Consider the following 17,590-nt stretch of genomic DNA (forward strand, 5'->3'; position numbering starts at 1 on the left):
TCATATCGCCGCTGACGTCGTAAGTTCCGGGTTACTGCACGTGTGTGCAGTAAGCGTCAGGAAGGAACGACGATGTTCGAACTCATCGTGTTCGGTGCTCTTCTGGTCGTACTCATCGCCGCCCTCGGATTGCCTTATCCGCAGAGCACCTACGGCCGCTGGAACCGCCCCTAGCCCCCTCCGCAAGCGCCGCGAGCGTGCGACCGCACGCTCGTCGGCCACTGACCGTGCGCAAACTGTCGCGGTGGCGCGGAGTGTCGTGCGCAGACGTGCACCGTCGGCGCACGGGGAGTGGGCAGGAAACCGGCGTGGGGTAGTAATGGGGGGTGGCTCAGCCGTCTCGCGACCCCGCCGTCTTGCTCCTGTCCACCTCGGACACCGACCTGATCACCGCCCGGTCCAGCGGCGCCAACTACCGGTGGGCGAACCCGTCGCGACTGGTGGACGGTGAACTCGGCGAACTGCTGCGCGGTACGGACATTGTGGTGGTGCGCATCCTCGGGAGTTACCGCGCTTGGCAGGACGGCATCGACGAGGTGGTGGCCAGCGGAGTGCCCGCGGTCGTCGTCAGCGGCGAGCAGTCGCCGGACGCGGAGCTGATGCGGCATTCGACCACGCCCGCCGGGGTCGCGCTGCAGGCGCACGTCTATCTGGCTCAGGGCGGCGTTTCGAACCTGCGCCATTTGCACGCGTTCCTGTGCGACACGGTGTTGATGACCGGCTTCGGGTTCTCCCCACCCGAGAGCACGCCCCTGTGGGGAGTGGTGCCCCGAGACGGCGGCGGCGACGGTCCCACGGTCGCGGTGCTCTACTACCGCGCGCAGCACCTTGCGGGCAACACCGCCTACGTCGAGGCGCTGTGTGATGCGATCGAAGATGCCGGTGGCCGTGCGCTGCCGGTGTTCTGCGCGTCGCTGCGCACCGCCGACGCGGACCTGCTCAAGCTGCTCGGGACGGCCGACGCGCTGATCACGACGGTGCTCGCGGCAGGCGGCGCCACCCCGTCGAGCGTGTCGGCCGGCGGCACGGATGACGCGTGGAACGTCGCGCACCTTGCGGCGCTGGATGTCCCGATCCTGCAAGGGTTGTGCCTGACGAGTTCTCGGGCTCAGTGGCAGAACAACGACGACGGGCTCTCGCCGCTCGACGTCGCCACGCAGGTCGCCGTGCCGGAATTCGACGGACGCATCATCACGGTGCCGTTCTCGTTCAAGGAGATCGACGACGAGGGCCTGACCTCATACGTGCCCGATCCCGAACGGTGCGCGCGGGTCGCCGGGCTGGCCGTCCGCCACGCCCGGCTGCGGTCGATTCCGGTGCAGGACAAGAGGATCGCGGTCGTCTTCTCCGCCTACCCGACCAAGCACGCCCGCATCGGCAACGCCGTCGGCCTCGACACGCCCGCCAGCGCCATCGCGCTGCTGCGCGCGATGCGCGCGCACGGCTACCGCATCGACGACATCCCGGGCCTGGACGCCGGCGATGGGGACGCGCTCATCCACGCGCTGATCGAACGCGGCGGCCAGGACCCCGACTGGCTGACCGAAGGGCAGCTCGAGGGAAACCCGATCCGGGTGTCGGCCAACGACTATCGCAACTGGTTCGCCACGCTGCCCGCCGAGCTCACCGACGCGATCGTCGAGCACTGGGGCCCGCCGCCGGGGGAGATGTTCGTCGACCGCAGCGCCGACCCGGACGGTGAGATAGTCATCGCGGCCCTGCGGGCGGGCAACGTCGTTCTTATGGTGCAGCCGCCACGCGGTTTCGGCGAGAATCCGGTCGCGATCTACCACGACCCGGATCTGCCGCCGAGCCACCATTATCTGGCCGCGTACCGGTGGATCGAGTCGGTGTTCGGTGCCGATGCGATCGTGCATCTCGGCAAGCACGGCAACCTGGAGTGGCTGCCGGGTAAGACGCTTGGCATGTCGGCGGCCTGCGGATCCGATGCCGCTCTGGGCAACCTGCCGCTGATCTACCCGTTTTTGGTCAACGATCCCGGTGAGGGCACCCAGGCCAAGCGTCGCGCGCACGCCACCCTCATCGACCATTTGATCCCGCCCATGGCACGCGCCGAAACCTACGGTGACATCGCACGTTTGGAGCAGCTGCTCGACGAGCACGCGAATGTGTCGGCACTCGACCCGGGCAAGCTGCCCGCGATCCGCCAGCAGATCTGGACGCTGATGCGCGCCGCGAAGATGGACCACGACCTCGGCCTCGAGGAGCGGCCCGAAGAGGACTCGTTTGACAACATGCTGCTGCATGTCGACGGCTGGCTCTGCGAAATCAAAGACGTTCAGATCCGCGACGGCCTGCACATCCTCGGCCAAACGCCAAGCGGGGAGGACGAACTGGACCTGGTGCTGGCGGTGCTACGGGCCCGTCAGCTGTTCGGCGGCGAGCAGACGGTGCCGGGACTTCGCCAGGCACTCGGCCTCGCCGAGGACGGCCACGATGAACGCACCGCCGTCGATGCCACCGAAGCACAAGCCCGGAAACTGGTGGCTGCGCTGCAGGATTCGGGATGGAACCGCGAGGTGGTCGACACGTTGACCGACAACGCCGACGTCGCCGCGGTGCTGCGGTTCGCCGCCACCGAAGTGGTGCCGCGGCTGGCGGGCACGGCAGAGGAGATCACCCAGATCCTTCGGGCGCTCGACGGACGTTTCATCGCCGCCGGCCCCTCGGGGTCACCGCTGCGCGGGCTGGTCAACGTGCTGCCCACGGGGCGCAACTTCTACTCGGTCGACCCGAAGGCGGTGCCGTCGCGGCTGGCGTGGGAAACCGGTGTGGCGATGGCCGATTCGCTGCTCGCCCGGTACCGCGATGACTACGGCGACTGGCCGCGGTCGGTCGGTCTGTCGGTTTGGGGCACATCGGCCATGCGGACCGCCGGTGACGACATCGCCGAGGTGCTCGCCCTGCTGGGGGTGCGCCCCGTGTGGGACGAGGCGTCGCGGCGAGTGGTCGACCTCGAACCGATCGCGCTGGCCGACCTGGGCAGGCCTCGCATCGACGTCACCGTGCGCATCTCCGGGTTCTTCCGGGACGCCTTCCCGCACGTCGTCACGATGCTCGACGACGCCGTGGCGCTCGTGGCCGGACTCGATGAAGCAGCCGAGGACAACTACGTCCGCGCGCACGCCCAGGCCGACCTCGCCGAGCACGGCGACGAGCGCCGGTCCACCACAAGGATTTTCGGCTCGAAGCCGGGCACGTACGGTGCCGGGCTGCTGCAGCTGATCGACAGCCGCAACTGGCGCGACGACGCCGACCTCGCCGAGGTGTACACGGCGTGGGGTGGATTCGCCTACGGCCGCGGCTTGGACGGAGCCGCCGCCAGTGACGATATGAGCCGGCAGTACCGCCGGATCGCGGTGGCGGCCAAGAACACCGACACCCGCGAACACGACATCGCCGATTCCGACGACTACTTCCAGTACCACGGCGGCATGATCGCCACCGTTCGTGCGTTGACCGGCAAGGACCCCGCCGCCTACATCGGCGACAACACCCGACCCGACGCCGTGCGCACCCGCACCCTGTCCGAGGAGACCACCCGGGTGTTTCGCGCCCGCGTGGTCAACCCGCGCTGGATCAACGCGATGCGCAGGCACGGCTACAAGGGCGCGTTCGAGATGGCCGCCACGGTCGACTACCTGTTCGGCTACGACGCCACGGCCGGCGTGATGGCGGACTGGATGTACGAGCGGCTGTCGGCGGAATACGTGCTCGACGACGAGAACCGCAAATTCATGACCGAATCCAATCCGTGGGCGCTGCACGGTATGGCCGAACGGCTTCTGGAGGCCGCCGACCGCGGTATGTGGGCGGCACCCGAACAGGCGACGCTCGACGGATTGCGCAAGGTGCTGCTGGAGACCGAAGGCGACCTGGAGGGCTAGGTTGGCGTCGTGTCTGCCACCTTTGCCGATGTCGTGAAATCCGAGTACATCCTGCTGACCACGTTCACCAAGGACGGCAGGCCCAAGCCGACACCCATCTGGGCGGTGCCCGACGGCGACGGCCTGATCGCCATCACGCAGGAGAAGTCGTGGAAGGTCAAGCGGATCCGCAACACCCCGCGCGTGACCATCGCGCCGTGCGACATGCGCGGCAACCCCAAGGGCGAGGCCGTCGACGCCGTCGCGGCGATCCTGGACAAGTCGGCCAACGGCGCGACCTACGATGCGATCGGCAAGCGCTACGGGCTGCTGGGCAAGACGTTCAACGTTTTCTCCAAGCTGCGCGGGGGAATGAAGAACAACGTGACCATCGAGATCAAGCCGGGCTGACCATGGCCGACACGTTCGGCGACGTCGCCCGTTCGAAGTACATTCTGCTGACCACCTTCACCAAGGACGGCAAGCCCAAGCCCACCCCGATCTGGGGTGCGCCCGAGGACGGCAAGCTGCTCGTCATCACCGATGACGGGTCGTGGAAAACCAAGCGCATCAACAACACTCCGCGGGTGACGATCCAGAAGTCGACGGCGTTGGGCAAGCCGAAAGGCGGTCCGGTGGAGGCCGTCGCCAGGGTGCTGCCCAAGGAGGAGACCCGCCGCGTCTTCGACAAGGTCACCAGGCGCTACTGGTGGCACGCGTGGTGGTGGATCCCGCAGGCACTCATCCGTGGCGGCATCGACAAGGTTCACATCGGAATCGAGATCAAGCCCGCGGGGTAGCCGTCAGGTGTTCGCCGAAAAATCCGAACACCCGCGTCCAGGCGTCGTTGGCCGCCGCCTCGTTGTAGCCGAACCCGGTGATCCGCAACAGCGGTTGGCCCGGCAGCTTGTTCGCGAAGCTGTGCCCGGCGTCCGGATACACCTTGATGTCTGCCGCAGTACCCTTGTCCGCGACCACTTTTCGCAACTTGTCCGCCGCGCCGATGCCGATCGGGTCGCGCCTGCCGAAGCTCGCGACGATCGGGCACGCCCCGGTCAGCGTCTCGTCGAGACGGCGAGGGAGCGGGGTGCCGTAGAACGGTGCCGACGCGCCGAACCCCTGCGGCGACATCACCAGCGCGAACTGCCCGCCCATGCAGAAGCCGGCGATGCCGACCGCGCCGGTGCACTCGGGCAGGCCCAGCACATGGTCACGGGCGGCCAGGATGTCGTCGAGCGCGCGACCGCGCTTGGAAAGCAGTTCGCGGAACACCCGGGTGATGCAGCGGGCGCGGCCACCGCGCGCGTACAGGTCGGGAGTGATGGCGATGTAGCCCGCCTCGGCGATGCGCGCCGATATCGCCTCGTTGTCCGGCCCGTAGCCGATCGCGTCGTGCACGACCACGACCGCCGGCCACGGACCCTCGCCATCCGGCGTCGACAGCAACGCGTCGATCGGACCGCCCGGTGTATCGATCTTGATCGTGGCCACACCGCCAATCTACGGAACCCTCGAGGCCGTCCGGACGTTTACCCCGTATGGCGATGCGGCTGTTTGTCCTCTATGTGGTCATCGAGATCGCGGTCGTGGTGGCCCTGGTGTCGACGATCGGCATCGGCTGGACGCTACTGGCGCTGCTCACCACGTTCGTGCTGGGTTTCGCGCTGGCAGGGTCGCAGGTCAGGCGTCACATCGGCAGGTTGCGCTCGGGCCTGACCCCGGCGACCCTGCACGGTACCGCCGCCGACAGCGTCCTCGTCGCGCTCGGCACCGTGCTGGTCGTGATTCCGGGGCTGGCCAGTTCGGTGGCGGGGGTGCTGCTCCTGCTGCCGCCGACGCGGGCCGCGGGCCGCCCGCTGGTGACCGCGCTCGCCGCGCGCCGGATGCCGCTGATCACCGCCGGAATGGCCGGGTGGGGGGCGGCCACCAACCGGCGTGACTCGGCCACCCAGCACGGTGACTACATCGACGGCGAGGTCGTCGACGTGGTCGACGTCGAACCGCCCGCCGTGGAGCGCCCGCGTCCCACCACCGACGGGCTGTGAGAACCTCCCGTAGGTGACGACCCTTCTGCTCAACGGGCGGGTGCACAGCCCCGCCATGCCCGACGCCACGGCGCTGGCCGTGCGCGACGGTGTGATCGCATGGTTGGGCAGCGACGACGTGGGCCGTAGCCAGTTTCCCGACGCGCAGGTCATCGACCTCGACGGTGCCTTCGTCGCGCCCGGTTTCGTCGACAGCCACATCCATCTCACCGCCACCGGGCTCACGCTCGCCGGGCTCGATCTGCGGGCCGCCGCCTCGCTTCAACACTGCCTGCAACTGCTCGCCGACCATGCGCGCAGTCACCCCGACGGTCCGATCTGGGCGCACGGCTGGGACGAGTCGACATGGCCCCAGCGCACCCCGCCCAGCACCGATGACATCGACGCCGTCGTGGGGGACCGGCCGACCTACCTCGCCAGGGTCGACGTGCACTCGGCCGCGGCGTCCACCGCACTGCGCACGCGGTGCCCGGGCCTGGCCGACGCGGCCGGATACGACCCGCAGCGGCCGCTGACCAGCGACGCCCATCACCTGGTCCGCGCCGCCGCGCGGGCCGGGCTGACGGCCCCACAGCGTGCCGACGCGCGCACCGCCGCGCTCAACGCGGTGGCGGCGCACGGCATCGTCGCGGTGCACGAATGCGCGGGTCCCGACATCGGCGGCCTCGACGACTGGGATGAGATCCGCGCCCTCGACCACGGCGTCGAGGTCGTCGGCTACTGGGGTGAAGCGGTCACCACAGCCGACCAGGCACGCGCACTGATCGAACGCACCGGCGCCCGCGGCCTGGCGGGCGACCTGTTCGTCGACGGAGCGCTCGGCTCGCGCACCGCCTGGCTGCACGAGCCCTACGACGACGCGCTCGGCTGCGTGGGCAACACCTACCTCGCCCCCGACGCCATCGCGGCCCACCTGCAGGCGTGCACGGAGGCGGGTATCGCGGCCGGCTTCCACGCGATCGGCGACGCCGCCGTGACCGCGGTGGTCGACGCCCTCGAGTCCGTCGTCGCCTTCTCGGGCGCTCCCGCGGTCGCCCGGTGCGGGCATCGACTCGAACATCTGGAGATGGTCACCTCAGAACAGGCGCACAAGCTCGGTGCCTGGGGTGTGCTCGCCAGCATGCAACCGAATTTCGATGCGCTCTGGGGCGGTGAATCCGGCATGTACGCCCAGCGTCTCGGGCCGCAGCGAGCCCGATCGCTGAACCCGTTCGCGCTGTTAGCATCCCAAGGCGTGCCCCTTGCCTTCGGCTCGGACAGCCCCGTCACCGGGATCGACCCCTGGGCGACGCTGCGCGCGGCGACGCGACACCAGACGCCGGGCAGTGCGCTCTCGGCGCGTGCGGCGTTCGCAGCGCTCACCCGAGGTGCGTGGCGCGCCGCCGGCGTTCGAGACGGGCTGGCGGGCACCCTCGTTCCCGGGGCACCGGCCTCGTACGCGATCTGGGAGGCCGACGAACTCGAGGCGAGTGCCCCCGCCGACGCGGTGCAACGGTGGTCCACCGACCAGCGGTCACGGGTGCCGGCGTTGCCGCGACTCGACGGCCCGTCACCCCGGTGTCGGCAGACGGTCCATCGGGGTGTCGTCATCCATGGCTGAAACTCCCTCGAAGGCAAGGCGGTTCGGTCAGGTGATGGTGGACCGGCTACCACAGCTGGGCGTCGCGATCGTCGCCGGCGTGCTTCTGTGTTTGAGCTTCCCGCCGTTTGGATGGTGGTATCTGGGCTTCGTCGCGTTCGCACTGTTGGCGTGGGTGTTGACACGCGAAACCACCACGGTGCGAGGCGGATTCGGCTACGGGTTCCTGTTCGGGGCGGCTTTCTACCTGCCGCTGCTGCCGTGGGTGGGGGCGTTCGTCGGGCCGTTCCCGTGGATCGGGCTGTCGCTCGCCGAGGCGGTGTTTCCCGCGCTGTTCGGGGCGGCCGCTGTGGTGGTTCGCCGGCTCCCGGGCTGGCCGCTGTGGTTCGCCGGGTTGTGGGCCGCGCAGGAGTGGCTCAAGTCGACGGTGCCGTTCGGCGGATTCCCCTGGGGCGTCGTCGCTTACGGCCAGACGGAGAGCCCGCTGCGGTCGATCGCGCAGCTCGGCGGGGCGCCGCTGCTGTCCTTCGCGGTCGTGCTCGTCGGGTTCAGCTTGGCGGCAATGGTTTTCGAGGTCATCCAGTGGTGGCGGCGTGACGATGCGCAGAAAGCCGCACCGCCGGCCGTGGTGGTGCCCGGCCTGTGCATCAGCGCCGTGCTGCTGGTCACTGCGCTGACATGGCCGCACGTGCGCCAGTCGGGTCTGGGCGCCGGCGACGAGCACTCGGTCACCGTCGCCGTCGTCCAGGGCAATGTGCCCCGGCTCGGACTGGACTTCAACGCCCAGCGTCGCGCCGTGCTCGACAACCACGTCCGCGAGACGTTGCGGCTGGCCGAGGACGTGCGGGCGGGGCGGGCGCTGCGGCCGATGTTCGTCGTCTGGCCCGAGAATTCCTCCGACATCGATCCACTGGCCAACCCCGACGCCCATGAGCTGATCTCCTCAGCCGCCGAAGCCATCGACGCGCCGATCCTCGTCGGCGCGGTCGTCGAGGCGCCCGGCGCCACGCCCGAGGAGCCGACCACGACGAACTCGGTGATCGTGTGGAACCCGGGCAGCGGTCCCGGCGAGCGCCACGACAAGCAGATCGTGCAGCCGTTCGGCGAGTACCTGCCGTGGCGCGGGTTCTTCCGCAACTTCTCCGAGTACGCCGACCGCGCCGGTTACTTCGTAGCGGGGGACGGAACAGGCGTCGTGCACCCGGCCGGTGTGCCGGTGGGGGTGGCGACGTGCTGGGAGGTGATCTTCGACCGTGCGCCGCGCGAGTCGGTGCGCAACGGCGCCCAAATGCTGGTCGTGCCGTCCAACAACGCGACGTTCACCGAGTCCATGAGCGAACAGCAACTCGCCTTCGCCCGGCTGCGTGCGGTCGAACACGACCGCTACGTCGTGGTGGCGGGCACGACGGGAATCAGCGCGATCATCTCGCCGGACGGCCGTGAGCTGGCTCGCACCGCGTTCTACGAACCCGCCTACCTGGACTCCGCCGTACGGCTGAAAACCCAGCTCAGCGCCGCGACACGGTTCGGGCCGCTGGTGGAGGGGCTGCTCATCGCCCTCGGCGTGGGCAGCCTGCTCACCGCGATACTGCACAATAAAAGCTTTGTGCGTCGCCGCGTGGGCGGCGGCACCACAGACAGAGGAGCCACATGACGACGGGCCGGGACCCGGGGGAGCGACCCAGCCAGCGCACGCTGGTCATCATCCCCACGTACAACGAGCGGGAGAACCTTCCGCTGATCGTCGATCGCGTCCAGAAGGCGCTGCCCGACGTCCACATCCTGATCGTCGATGACGGTAGCCCCGACGGCACCGGCAGGCTCGCCGACGAGCGGGCGCTCGCGGACCCCGACCGCATCCACGTCATGCACCGCAATGCCAAGGGTGGCCTGGGCGCGGCGTACCTGGCCGGGTTTGCCTGGGGGCTGAGCCGCGAGTACTCCGTGCTGGTCGAGATGGACGCCGACGGCAGCCACCCGCCCGAACAGCTGTACCGGTTGCTCGACGCCATCGACGGCGGCGCCGACCTGGCCATCGGCTCGCGTTATGTGCCTGGCGGAGAGGTCCGCAACTGGCCGCGCCGCCGCCTGCTGCTGTCGCGGACCGCCAACGGTTATTCGCGCATCCTGCTCGGCGTCGACATCCACGACATCACCGCCGGTTATCGCGCTTACCGGCGCGAGGTGCTGGAAAAGATCGACCTGAGCGCGGTCGACTCGAAGGGGTATTGCTTCCAGATCGACCTGACCTGGCGCACGATCAACAACGGGTTCGTCGTCGTGGAAGTGCCCATCACCTTCACCGAACGCGAGTTCGGCCAGTCCAAGATGAGCGGGTCCAACATCCGCGAGGCGTTGTTCAAGGTCGCGGAGTGGGGTCTGCGCGGCCGCATCGACCGCGGCCGCGGAGCCCGCGTCACGCGCTGACCCTCACCCTCACCAGCCGCGAGCGCTGACGCTCACCAGCCGCGAGCGACCGGGTCTGCACGCCGACACGCCGTGCTTTCGTGACCTAAAGCGGTCGCTCGCGGTGAACGACGGGGTCAGCCGCGGCGGCGGGCCTTGATGATGTCGAGCCGCTCCTTGAGCAGTTCCTCGAGCTCCTCGATCGACCGGCGCTCGAGCAGCATGTCCCAGTGCGTGCGCGGCGGCTTCGTCTTCTTCGGCTCGGGGGCGTCACCCTCGATCAGGGTGCCTTCCATGCCGTTACGGCACAGCCAGGTGTGGGGGATCTCGGCGTCGTCGGCGAACGGGACGTCGAACTCTTCACCGTTGTCGGTGCGGTACCGCGCGACCTGACGCGGCGCCAAGTCGTGGTTGCGGTCGGTCTCGTAGCTCACGGCTCCGAGGCGACTTCCCCTCAAGACGCGATCAGCCATCGTCAAACACTCCTCGATCAGCGCGTTATTGTCCGAATCATCAACGCCGCAGCATGCTGTGAAGTTCCCGACTCGACCCACCATGATACCGGGAAACCGATGACCCTCGGTTTACAGTCTGGCCTGTGGCAACCGGGATCAAGAGGCGGCTCCGCCCCGCCGCCTGCCGCTGGTGCGGTCGCGAGGTCGGCGATGCGGGGCTGGGCAGGCGGAGGCAGTACTGCAGGCAGTCGTGCCGACAACGCGCGTACGAACAGCGCGCCGTGATCAAGGGCACGTCGCTGGCCCCCGACGCGGTCGTCCTCACTGCCGACGAGGCCGCTGAGCTCTCCGACCGCATCTACCAGGTCCGATGCGCCGCCGAGGACGTCGCCACAGCGGTCGAGGAAGGCGCCGACACCGTCGAACTGCGCCAACTGTGCGAGGCGCTGATCACTGCGGCCAAGGCGGCCGACGGTTGGCGCTGACAGCTGGATTTCCCGGTATTCCGCTGCGTCGTTGAACCACGATGGGCGGCTCGTCGGTGGAGTCGACGACGACGGCGGAGGCCCGGGCGTTTCCGCAGTCGGCGCGCTGTGTCGCGGACATGAAATCGCTCGACGGCAAGCCGATGACCATCGGCATCTCCGTCGACGGCGGTGAGCTCGCCGCGTACGCCTGCAACGGCAGCGATGGCGAAGCTTGGTTCTTCGGCAACCACACCAACGGCAAGATCGACCTCACGTCGAGGTTCCGCGACACGCTGACCGCGCAGTTCGACGGCGCCGACGTCGAAGGTGACCTGACCATGGACGGGATCACCTACGCATTCACCGCGACGCCGGTGGCCGATGAGGCCGGTGTGTATACCGCCGGCGTGGACGGCGTGCGCGCGGCATGGGTGGTCCGCGAGGACGGCTCGGCGGTCGGTGTGCAGCTCAACGGGTTCAGCGGCACGCTCGACCAGGCCGACATCCAACAACTCAACGACGCCCAGTTCCGCGCCGAGGTCCGCAACAAACGCCGGCTGCAACAGGCGCAGCAGATCACCCGCCTGTCGAATGGGGCGATGAGCTCCAGGATCAACGGTAGGGACGTCACCCCGACCCTCGTCACCGGTGCGTTCCGCTTGAACTGACAACACAGTTTCAAGGCCCCGCCGGGGCTTGTGTCTTTATTTCATCCGGAATCAAAGCCTTCAGGTGCCGCGCGGCGGTCCGTAGCGTCAGATCACCGTGACCGCCCCACCAGACCTCGCCGCGCCCAATGCGCCCATCGCGGCCGGACGGGCTGCGAATCCCACTCGGCAGCAACACAAGTGGGCCGTGATTCGGTTGGCGTCGCCGGTGATACTTCTTGCGCTGTGGCAACTCCTCAGCGCGGTCGGACTGATCCCCCAGGACGTACTGCCCGCCCCGTCGCTGATCCTCGAGGCGGGCGTGGAGCTTGTTCGCAACGGCCAACTCGCCGATGCGCTGAGCGTTTCGGGCATCCGGGTGGTCGAGGGCCTGGTGCTCGGCGGTGTGCTGGGTGTCGCGCTCGGGACGGCTGTCGGCCTGTCGCGGTGGGTGGAGGCCGCGATCGACCCGCCCATGCAGATGGTCAGGGCGCTGCCCCATCTCGGTCTGATCCCGTTGTTCATCCTGTGGTTCGGCATCGGCGAACTACCCAAGGTGTTGCTGGTCGCGTTGGGTGTCAGCTTCCCGCTGTACCTGAACACGTTCTCGGCCATTCGACAGGTCGACCCGAAACTGTTCGAAACCGCCCAGGTGCTGGGCTTTTCGTTCTGGCAGCGGTTCTGGCGCATCATCGTGCCGAGCGCGGCGCCGCAGGTGCTCGTCGGCTTCCGGCAGTCGTTGGCGATCGCGTGGTTGACGTTGATCGTCGCCGAACAGATCAACGCCGACAGCGGGATCGGCTTCCTGATCAACAACGCCCGCGATTTCCTACGCATCGACATCATCATCTTCGGCCTGATCGTGTACGCGTTGCTCGGCATCGGTACCGACGCGATCGTCCGGGTTCTGGAACGACGTGCATTGAGGTACCGCTCATGACATTGGCCACTGCCCGAGAAGTCCGCACTGCGGCCGAAGTGCGGCACGTCGACAAGTGGTACGGCAAGCACCACGTGCTCGTCGACGTATCGATGAGGATCGGCAGCGGCGAGATCGTTGCGCTGATCGGCCGCAGCGGATCCGGCAAGTCGACCGTGCTGCGGGTGCTCGCGGGCCTGTCGTCCGAACACAGTGGGGAACGCGTCGTGTCGGGCCCGCCCGCGCTGGCGTTCCAGGAGCCGCGGCTGTTTCCGTGGCGAGACGTCCGCACCAACGTCGAGTACGGCCTCACCCGCAGCGGGTTGCCCAGGGATCAGGCCCGATCGCGCGCCGAGCGCGCGTTGGCCGATGTCGGGCTCGCCGATCGTGCCGACGCCTGGCCGCTGACCCTGTCCGGTGGCCAGGCACAGCGGGTTTCGCTCGCTCGTGCTCTGGTGGCCGAACCCGATCTACTGCTGCTCGACGAGCCGTTCGGCGCGTTGGACGCGTTGACGCGGCTGAGTATGCGCGAGTTGTTGCTCGACCTCTGGCGTGAGCACGGGTTCGGCGTACTGCTGGTCACGCACGATGTCGACGAGGCCGTTGCGCTCGCCGACCGCGTGCTCGTGCTCGACGACGGACGCGTCACCCACACGCTCGACATCCCCGAGCCGCGCACCTCGACCGGTTCGGCGAGCCACCGTGCCGAACTGCTCGACCAGCTCGGCGTACAGAGCTGAAACCGCATACAACCGAAGGGATTGTCATGTCCAGAGTCGTCGCTGTGCTCGCGCTCATCGGCCTGTTGGCGACCGGATGCGTGTCGCGCCAGGACAGTTCGGGCGCCCAGGAGGCGCCGGCCACCGTCGCGTTGACCGACCTCGCCGGCCTCACCCTCAACGTCGGCGACCAGAAGGGCGGCACCGAGGCGCTGCTGCGCGCATCGGGCGCTCTCGAGGGCCTGCCGTACGAGATCAACTTCTCCACATTCACGTCCGGTCCGCCCAGATCGAGGCGGCTACCGCCGGGAAGATCGACTTCGCGATCACCGGCAACACGCCACCGATCTTCGGCGCCGCCTCCAACGCGAAGATCAAGGTCGTCTCGGCCCTGGACGGCGGCGGATTCGGCGATCAGATCCTGGTGCACGCCGATTCACCCATCCAGCGGGTCGCGGATCTGCGCGGCAAGAGCATTGCGCTCGCCAAAGGCAGTTCGGCACACGGCCATACGCTGGTCCAGCTGGACCGGGTGGGCTTGAGGGCCTCCGATGTGAAGCTGGTGTTCCTGCAACCCGCCGACGCGCTGTCGGCGTTCACCCAGCGCCGCGTCGACGTCTGGGCAGTATGGGACCCCTACACCGCCCAAGCCGAGACCGACCTGGCGGTGCGCAGCATCGCCCGGGCCACCGGTGTCACCAACGGTGCCGGGTTCGGAATCGCCTCCGACGCCGCATTGGCCGACCCGAAACGCAACACCGCGCTGAGCGATCTGCTGCAGCGGTACGCCAAGGCCGTCCGGTGGGCCGACGACAACCGCGAGCAGTGGGCGAAACGCTACGGAGAAGAAGTGGGCCTCGATCCCGCGGTCGCCGCACTCGCACAGGGGCGCAGCCTGCGGTTGCCCACCGACCTGTCCGACGGACTGATCGCATCCGAGCAGGAAATGGCCGATCTGTTCGCCGAGTCCGAACAGATCGCGGCGGCACCGGATTTCGAACGCTGGGTCGACCGCCGCTATACCGACGTGCTCAAGCCCCTCTACCTGACTCGCGATTAGGAGCGACATGTCCTCGGGGAAGTTCTTCTGGTTCCTGCCCACCGCCGGAGACAGCCGGTCCATCGTCGGTTCGTCGCACGCGTCGTCACAGCAGACCGTGCCCGCCAACTACCGCGCGCCGACGCGGCGCTATCTCGCCGAGGTGGCCCGCGCCGCCGATCGCCTGGGTTACGAAGGGGTGTTGACCCCGACCGGAACCTGGTGCGAGGACGCATGGTTGAGCGCATCGGCCCTGTTGGCCGAGACCGAGCGGTTGAAGTTCCTCGTCGCGTTCCGGCCGGGGCTGACGCCGCCCACGCTCGCCGCCCAGCAGGCCGCGACGCTGCAGCGGTTCTCCGGGGGGAGGGTGCTGCTCAACATCGTCAGCGGTGGTGACGACGTCGAACAGCGCCGGTTCGGCGACTGGCTCGACCACGACCAGCGCTACGCGCGCACGGGGGAGTTCCTTCACATCGTCGATTCCATCTGGCGCGGGGAATCGCTGGATTTCGAAGGCGACTACTACAAGGTCGCCGATGCGCGCGTGCCCGAGCCGCCGGATCCGTTGCCGCAGATCTACTTCGGCGGATCTTCACCGGCCGCGTTGCCGATCGCCACGCAGTACGTCGACGTGTACCTGACGTGGGGCGAGCCACCGCAGGACGCGGCCGCGAAGATCGCGCGAGTCCGTGAGCTCGCCGAACAACGTGGGCGCACCGTGCGGTTCGGCGTCCGGTTGCATACCATCAGCCGCGACACCTCGGCGGCGGCCTGGGCGGTCGCCAACGAGATGCTGACGGGGCTGAGCGCGGAGCAGATCGCCAAAGCCACTGCACTGCACGCTAAGTCGCAGTCCGAGGGGCAGCGGCGGATGACCGCACTGCACGGCGGTCGGACCGACCGGCTGGAGATCTACCCGAACCTGTGGGCCGGTGTCGGGTTGGTGCGCGGCGGCGCGGGCACGGCGCTCGTCGGCAGCCACGAGGAGGTCGCCAATCTGATCTACGAGTATTACTCCTTGGGCTTCGACGAGTTCATCCTGTCGGGCTACCCGCACCTGGAAGAGGCCTACTGGTTCGCCGAAGGCGTGCTGCCGCTGCTGAAGCGCAAGGGCGTGGCCTAGTGCGGGTGGTCAGCAGCTGAACTTCTCGCCGGTCTGCGGGGGCGCGGTGACCGACTGGAGGCAGCCGAACGGTTCGATTCCTGCGTCGCTGAACTTGACCGCGGACTGATAGGCGTAGTTGACGCAGAACAGTCCGACGGTGTCGGTTCGGCAGCGGTAGTCCCCGAAGGACAACGCCTGGCCGTACGGGAGTTCGGGGCCCTCGCCGGCGGTGAACCGGCCGGGGTCTCCGTGCACGGAGCCGACGATGACGCTGGTGCCGTCGTAGTCGACCCAGCCGCCCTTCCACTCGCCGTAGGCGTCAGCCGGCCGCGGCGGCGGGTCGACCAGGTCCACCAGGCAGGCCAGCGCCCCGTCGGCGTACTGGCTGTCGGTCATGCAACTCGTTTTGCCCGACGGCGTGGTGAACGCGACGTCCTCGCCGAGGTCCGTTGTCTGGCCCTCGCGCATGGCCGCGTGGTACCGGCCGGTGTCGGCGGGCTCACCGGCTTCCACCCAGGCCACCACGTCGCCGATCGGCGCGCCGGGTGCCGGCGGAGCGGTGGGCTTCGGTTTGGTCGTGGTCGTGGTCGGCGAACTCGCCGACGGAGACGGTGGAATCGGTTCTATCCGTTCAGCTTGCCCGCCCGTCGTCGTCGAACACCCCGCTACCAGCACGGACGCGATCAGCACAGCCATTCGCATACCGGCCAGGCTAGCGGGCCGACACGCGATCCCTGGTCAGGCGCGGCGGGAGGCCGTGCTCGAGAGACCATTGCTAACGTCGGGTGATGCACGAACACACCGTCCGCGCGACCATCGCCTCCGGCACGATCGAGGGGTTCACCCGCGACGGCGTGCACCGTTGGCGTGGCATTCCCTACGCGCGCCCGCCGGTGGGTCCGCTGCGGCTGCGCGCGCCCCAGCCCGTCCAGCCGTGGCGCGGGGTCCGCTACTGCCACGGATACGGCAACTGCGCCCCCCAGCAACGCATGTACACGATGCTGGCGCCGGGCAAGTACCAACCGATGAGCGAGGACTGCCTGACCCTGAACGTGGTGAGCCCGAAGAAACGGTCGGGCTCCGCGCTGCCGGTCATGGTTTTCATCCACGGCGGCGGTTACTTCATGGGGACGTCGGCCACCCCGATCTATGACGGTGCGGCACTGGCCCGCAAGGGATGTGTGTACGTATCGGTCAACTACCGCCTGGGTGCGCTGGGGTGTCTGGACCTGTCGTCGCTGTCGAACTCAGACGTCACGATCGACGACAACCTGTATCTGCGCGATTTGGTGATGGCCCTGCGCTGGGTGCGCGAGAACATCGCGGTGTTCGGCGGCGATCCCGACAATGTGACGATCTTCGGCGAGAGCGCCGGAGCGCACGCCGTGGCCACGTTGCTCGCGGTACCCGCCGCGAAAGACCTTTTCGCCAACGCGATCTCGGAGAGTCCGGCGGCTGGAATGGTGCGCACCCCGGAGGTGGCCGCACAGTACGCGACGCGGTTCGCCGCCATGCTGGGCGCGGGGGAGAACGACGGCGCCAACGCGGTGATGGCGGCGCGCCCGGCCGAATTGGTCGATGCGTTCGAAGATCTCATCAGACACGGCCAACGGGAGATGCTCGGCGCCTTCGCCGCGGGGCCGACGAGCGGAACCGACTACCTGCCACAGGATCCGGTGGAGGCGATGCGCAGTGGTAAGGGACACCGGCTGCCGCTCATCGTCGGGACGAATGCCGAAGAGGCCAACCTCTTCGGTCGTTTCCTCAAGCTGTTGCCCATGTCGGAGCCGATGATCGAGCGGCTGCTCGCCGAGGCGGAACCCGAAGAGCGGGAACGTATCACCGCCGCGTACCCGGGATATCCGAATCAGAAGGCGTGCGTCCAGTTCGGCAGCGATTTCGCGTTCGGCTCGGCCGCCTGGCAGATCGCCGAGGCGCACAGCCGCCACGCGCCGACCTACCTGTACCGCTACGACTACGCACCGCGCCCGTTGCGCTGGTCGGGCCTCGGCGCCACGCACGCCACCGAACTACTGGCGGTGTTCGACGTGTACCGCACCGGGCTCGGCCGTCTGCTCACCGCGGTCGGTGACCGCAAAACCGCGTTGCGCGTCAGCGATGAAGTCCAACGCCGCTGGCGCGAATTCGCGGCCACCGGCGTCCCCGGTGCCGACTGGCCCGCCTACACCAGCGCGGATCGCGCCGTGCGAGTGTTCGATCAGCGCCCGCGCATCGAGTTCGACCCGCACGCCGCCCGCAGGGAAGTGGGAAAACTTCTCGCTAGTCTCGCGTTGACGCTGGCCCCCAGCGACCACGAATCGT

At 68.5% G+C, this 17,590-nt stretch carries 14 protein-coding genes and 3 pseudogenes; 14 read left to right on the forward strand and 3 right to left on the reverse strand.

Annotated elements, in window-relative coordinates; genetic code table 11:
* Positions 1-326: 326 nt before the first annotated feature.
* The 3 genes from cobN to AU198_RS18835 are packed head-to-tail and all read left to right on the forward strand — an operon-like array spanning position 327 to position 4,687.
* Positions 327-3,908, forward strand: coding sequence for a cobaltochelatase subunit CobN (gene cobN, locus AU198_RS18825; RefSeq protein WP_064350078.1), 3,582 nt, complete (start codon positions 327-329; stop codon positions 3,906-3,908).
* Between the two features lie 9 nt (positions 3,909-3,917).
* Positions 3,918-4,298 carry a PPOX class F420-dependent oxidoreductase gene (locus tag AU198_RS18830; RefSeq protein WP_064350079.1) on the forward strand — a complete coding sequence of 127 codons (381 nt, stop codon included), beginning with the start codon at positions 3,918-3,920 and terminating at the stop codon, positions 4,296-4,298.
* A gap of 2 nt (positions 4,299-4,300) precedes the next feature.
* The gene (locus AU198_RS18835) at positions 4,301-4,687 is read left to right on the forward strand and encodes a PPOX class F420-dependent oxidoreductase (protein ID WP_064350080.1); all 387 of its coding nucleotides are present in this window, start codon (positions 4,301-4,303) and stop codon (positions 4,685-4,687) included.
* Here AU198_RS18835 and AU198_RS18840 read toward each other — a convergent pair.
* Complete coding sequence (locus AU198_RS18840) at positions 4,671-5,378, reverse strand: dienelactone hydrolase family protein (RefSeq protein ID WP_064350081.1); 708 nt, start codon at positions 5,376-5,378, stop codon at positions 4,671-4,673. The genes AU198_RS18835 and AU198_RS18840 overlap by 17 nt on opposite strands.
* Positions 5,379-5,425: 47 nt before the next feature.
* On the opposite strand from AU198_RS18840, the gene AU198_RS18845 reads away from it, so the two are divergent.
* The 4 genes and pseudogenes from AU198_RS18845 to AU198_RS18860 all read left to right on the forward strand — a co-directional run.
* Positions 5,426-5,932 carry an FxsA family protein gene (locus AU198_RS18845; RefSeq protein ID WP_064350082.1) on the forward strand — a complete coding sequence of 169 codons (507 nt, stop codon included), beginning with the start codon at positions 5,426-5,428 and terminating at the stop codon, positions 5,930-5,932.
* A 13-nt stretch (positions 5,933-5,945) separates the two neighbouring features.
* Positions 5,946-7,532 carry an amidohydrolase gene (locus AU198_RS18850; RefSeq protein ID WP_064350083.1) on the forward strand — a complete coding sequence of 529 codons (1,587 nt, stop codon included), beginning with the start codon at positions 5,946-5,948 and terminating at the stop codon, positions 7,530-7,532.
* Positions 7,525-9,165 carry an apolipoprotein N-acyltransferase gene (gene lnt / locus AU198_RS18855; RefSeq protein ID WP_064350084.1) on the forward strand — a complete coding sequence of 547 codons (1,641 nt, stop codon included), beginning with the start codon at positions 7,525-7,527 and terminating at the stop codon, positions 9,163-9,165. The genes AU198_RS18850 and lnt overlap by 8 nt, the downstream gene beginning before the upstream one ends.
* Positions 9,153-9,926: pseudogene (locus tag AU198_RS18860) on the forward strand (polyprenol monophosphomannose synthase); the annotation flags it as partial. The gene lnt and the pseudogene AU198_RS18860, both read left to right, overlap by 13 nt.
* Before the next feature lie 128 nt (positions 9,927-10,054).
* On the opposite strand, the gene AU198_RS18865 reads toward AU198_RS18860, so the two are convergent.
* Positions 10,055-10,390, reverse strand: a complete 336-nt coding sequence (locus AU198_RS18865; protein WP_064350208.1) for an RNA polymerase-binding protein RbpA — start codon at positions 10,388-10,390, stop codon at positions 10,055-10,057.
* 125 nt (positions 10,391-10,515) lie between these two features.
* Between AU198_RS18865 and AU198_RS18870 the strand changes: the two genes are divergently transcribed.
* From AU198_RS18870 to AU198_RS18895, 6 genes and pseudogenes are all read left to right on the forward strand, one after another.
* Entirely contained in the window at positions 10,516-10,857 is a 342-nt protein-coding gene (locus AU198_RS18870; RefSeq protein ID WP_082691100.1) for a hypothetical protein, read from the forward strand.
* A gap of 41 nt (positions 10,858-10,898) precedes the next feature.
* Positions 10,899-11,507 (forward strand): hypothetical protein, encoded by a 609-nt coding sequence (locus AU198_RS18875; protein ID WP_197416161.1) that lies wholly within the window; start codon positions 10,899-10,901, stop codon positions 11,505-11,507.
* A gap of 190 nt (positions 11,508-11,697) precedes the next feature.
* Positions 11,698-12,426, forward strand: coding sequence for an ABC transporter permease (locus AU198_RS18880; RefSeq protein WP_502689308.1), 729 nt, complete (start codon positions 11,698-11,700; stop codon positions 12,424-12,426).
* Complete coding sequence (locus tag AU198_RS18885) at positions 12,423-13,145, forward strand: ABC transporter ATP-binding protein (protein ID WP_064350086.1); 723 nt, start codon at positions 12,423-12,425, stop codon at positions 13,143-13,145. The genes AU198_RS18880 and AU198_RS18885 overlap by 4 nt, the downstream gene beginning before the upstream one ends.
* A 26-nt stretch (positions 13,146-13,171) precedes the next feature.
* Positions 13,172-14,184: pseudogene (locus tag AU198_RS18890) on the forward strand (ABC transporter substrate-binding protein).
* Positions 14,185-14,191: 7 nt separating this feature from the next.
* Entirely contained in the window at positions 14,192-15,286 is a 1,095-nt protein-coding gene (locus tag AU198_RS18895) for an LLM class flavin-dependent oxidoreductase (protein ID WP_064350087.1), read from the forward strand.
* A 9-nt stretch (positions 15,287-15,295) separates the two neighbouring features.
* On the opposite strand, the gene AU198_RS18900 is transcribed toward AU198_RS18895, so the two are convergent.
* The gene (locus tag AU198_RS18900; RefSeq protein ID WP_064350088.1) at positions 15,296-15,970 is read right to left on the reverse strand and encodes a hypothetical protein; all 675 of its coding nucleotides are present in this window, start codon (positions 15,968-15,970) and stop codon (positions 15,296-15,298) included.
* Positions 15,971-16,056: 86 nt separating this feature from the next.
* On the opposite strand from AU198_RS18900, the pseudogene AU198_RS18905 reads away from it, so the two are divergent.
* A pseudogene (locus tag AU198_RS18905) lies at positions 16,057-17,563 on the forward strand (carboxylesterase/lipase family protein).
* The last annotated feature ends 27 nt before the right edge of the window (positions 17,564-17,590 follow it).

It is taken from the genome of Mycobacterium sp. GA-1199, assembly GCF_001500045.1.
Taxonomy (GTDB): domain Bacteria; phylum Actinomycetota; class Actinomycetes; order Mycobacteriales; family Mycobacteriaceae; genus Mycobacterium.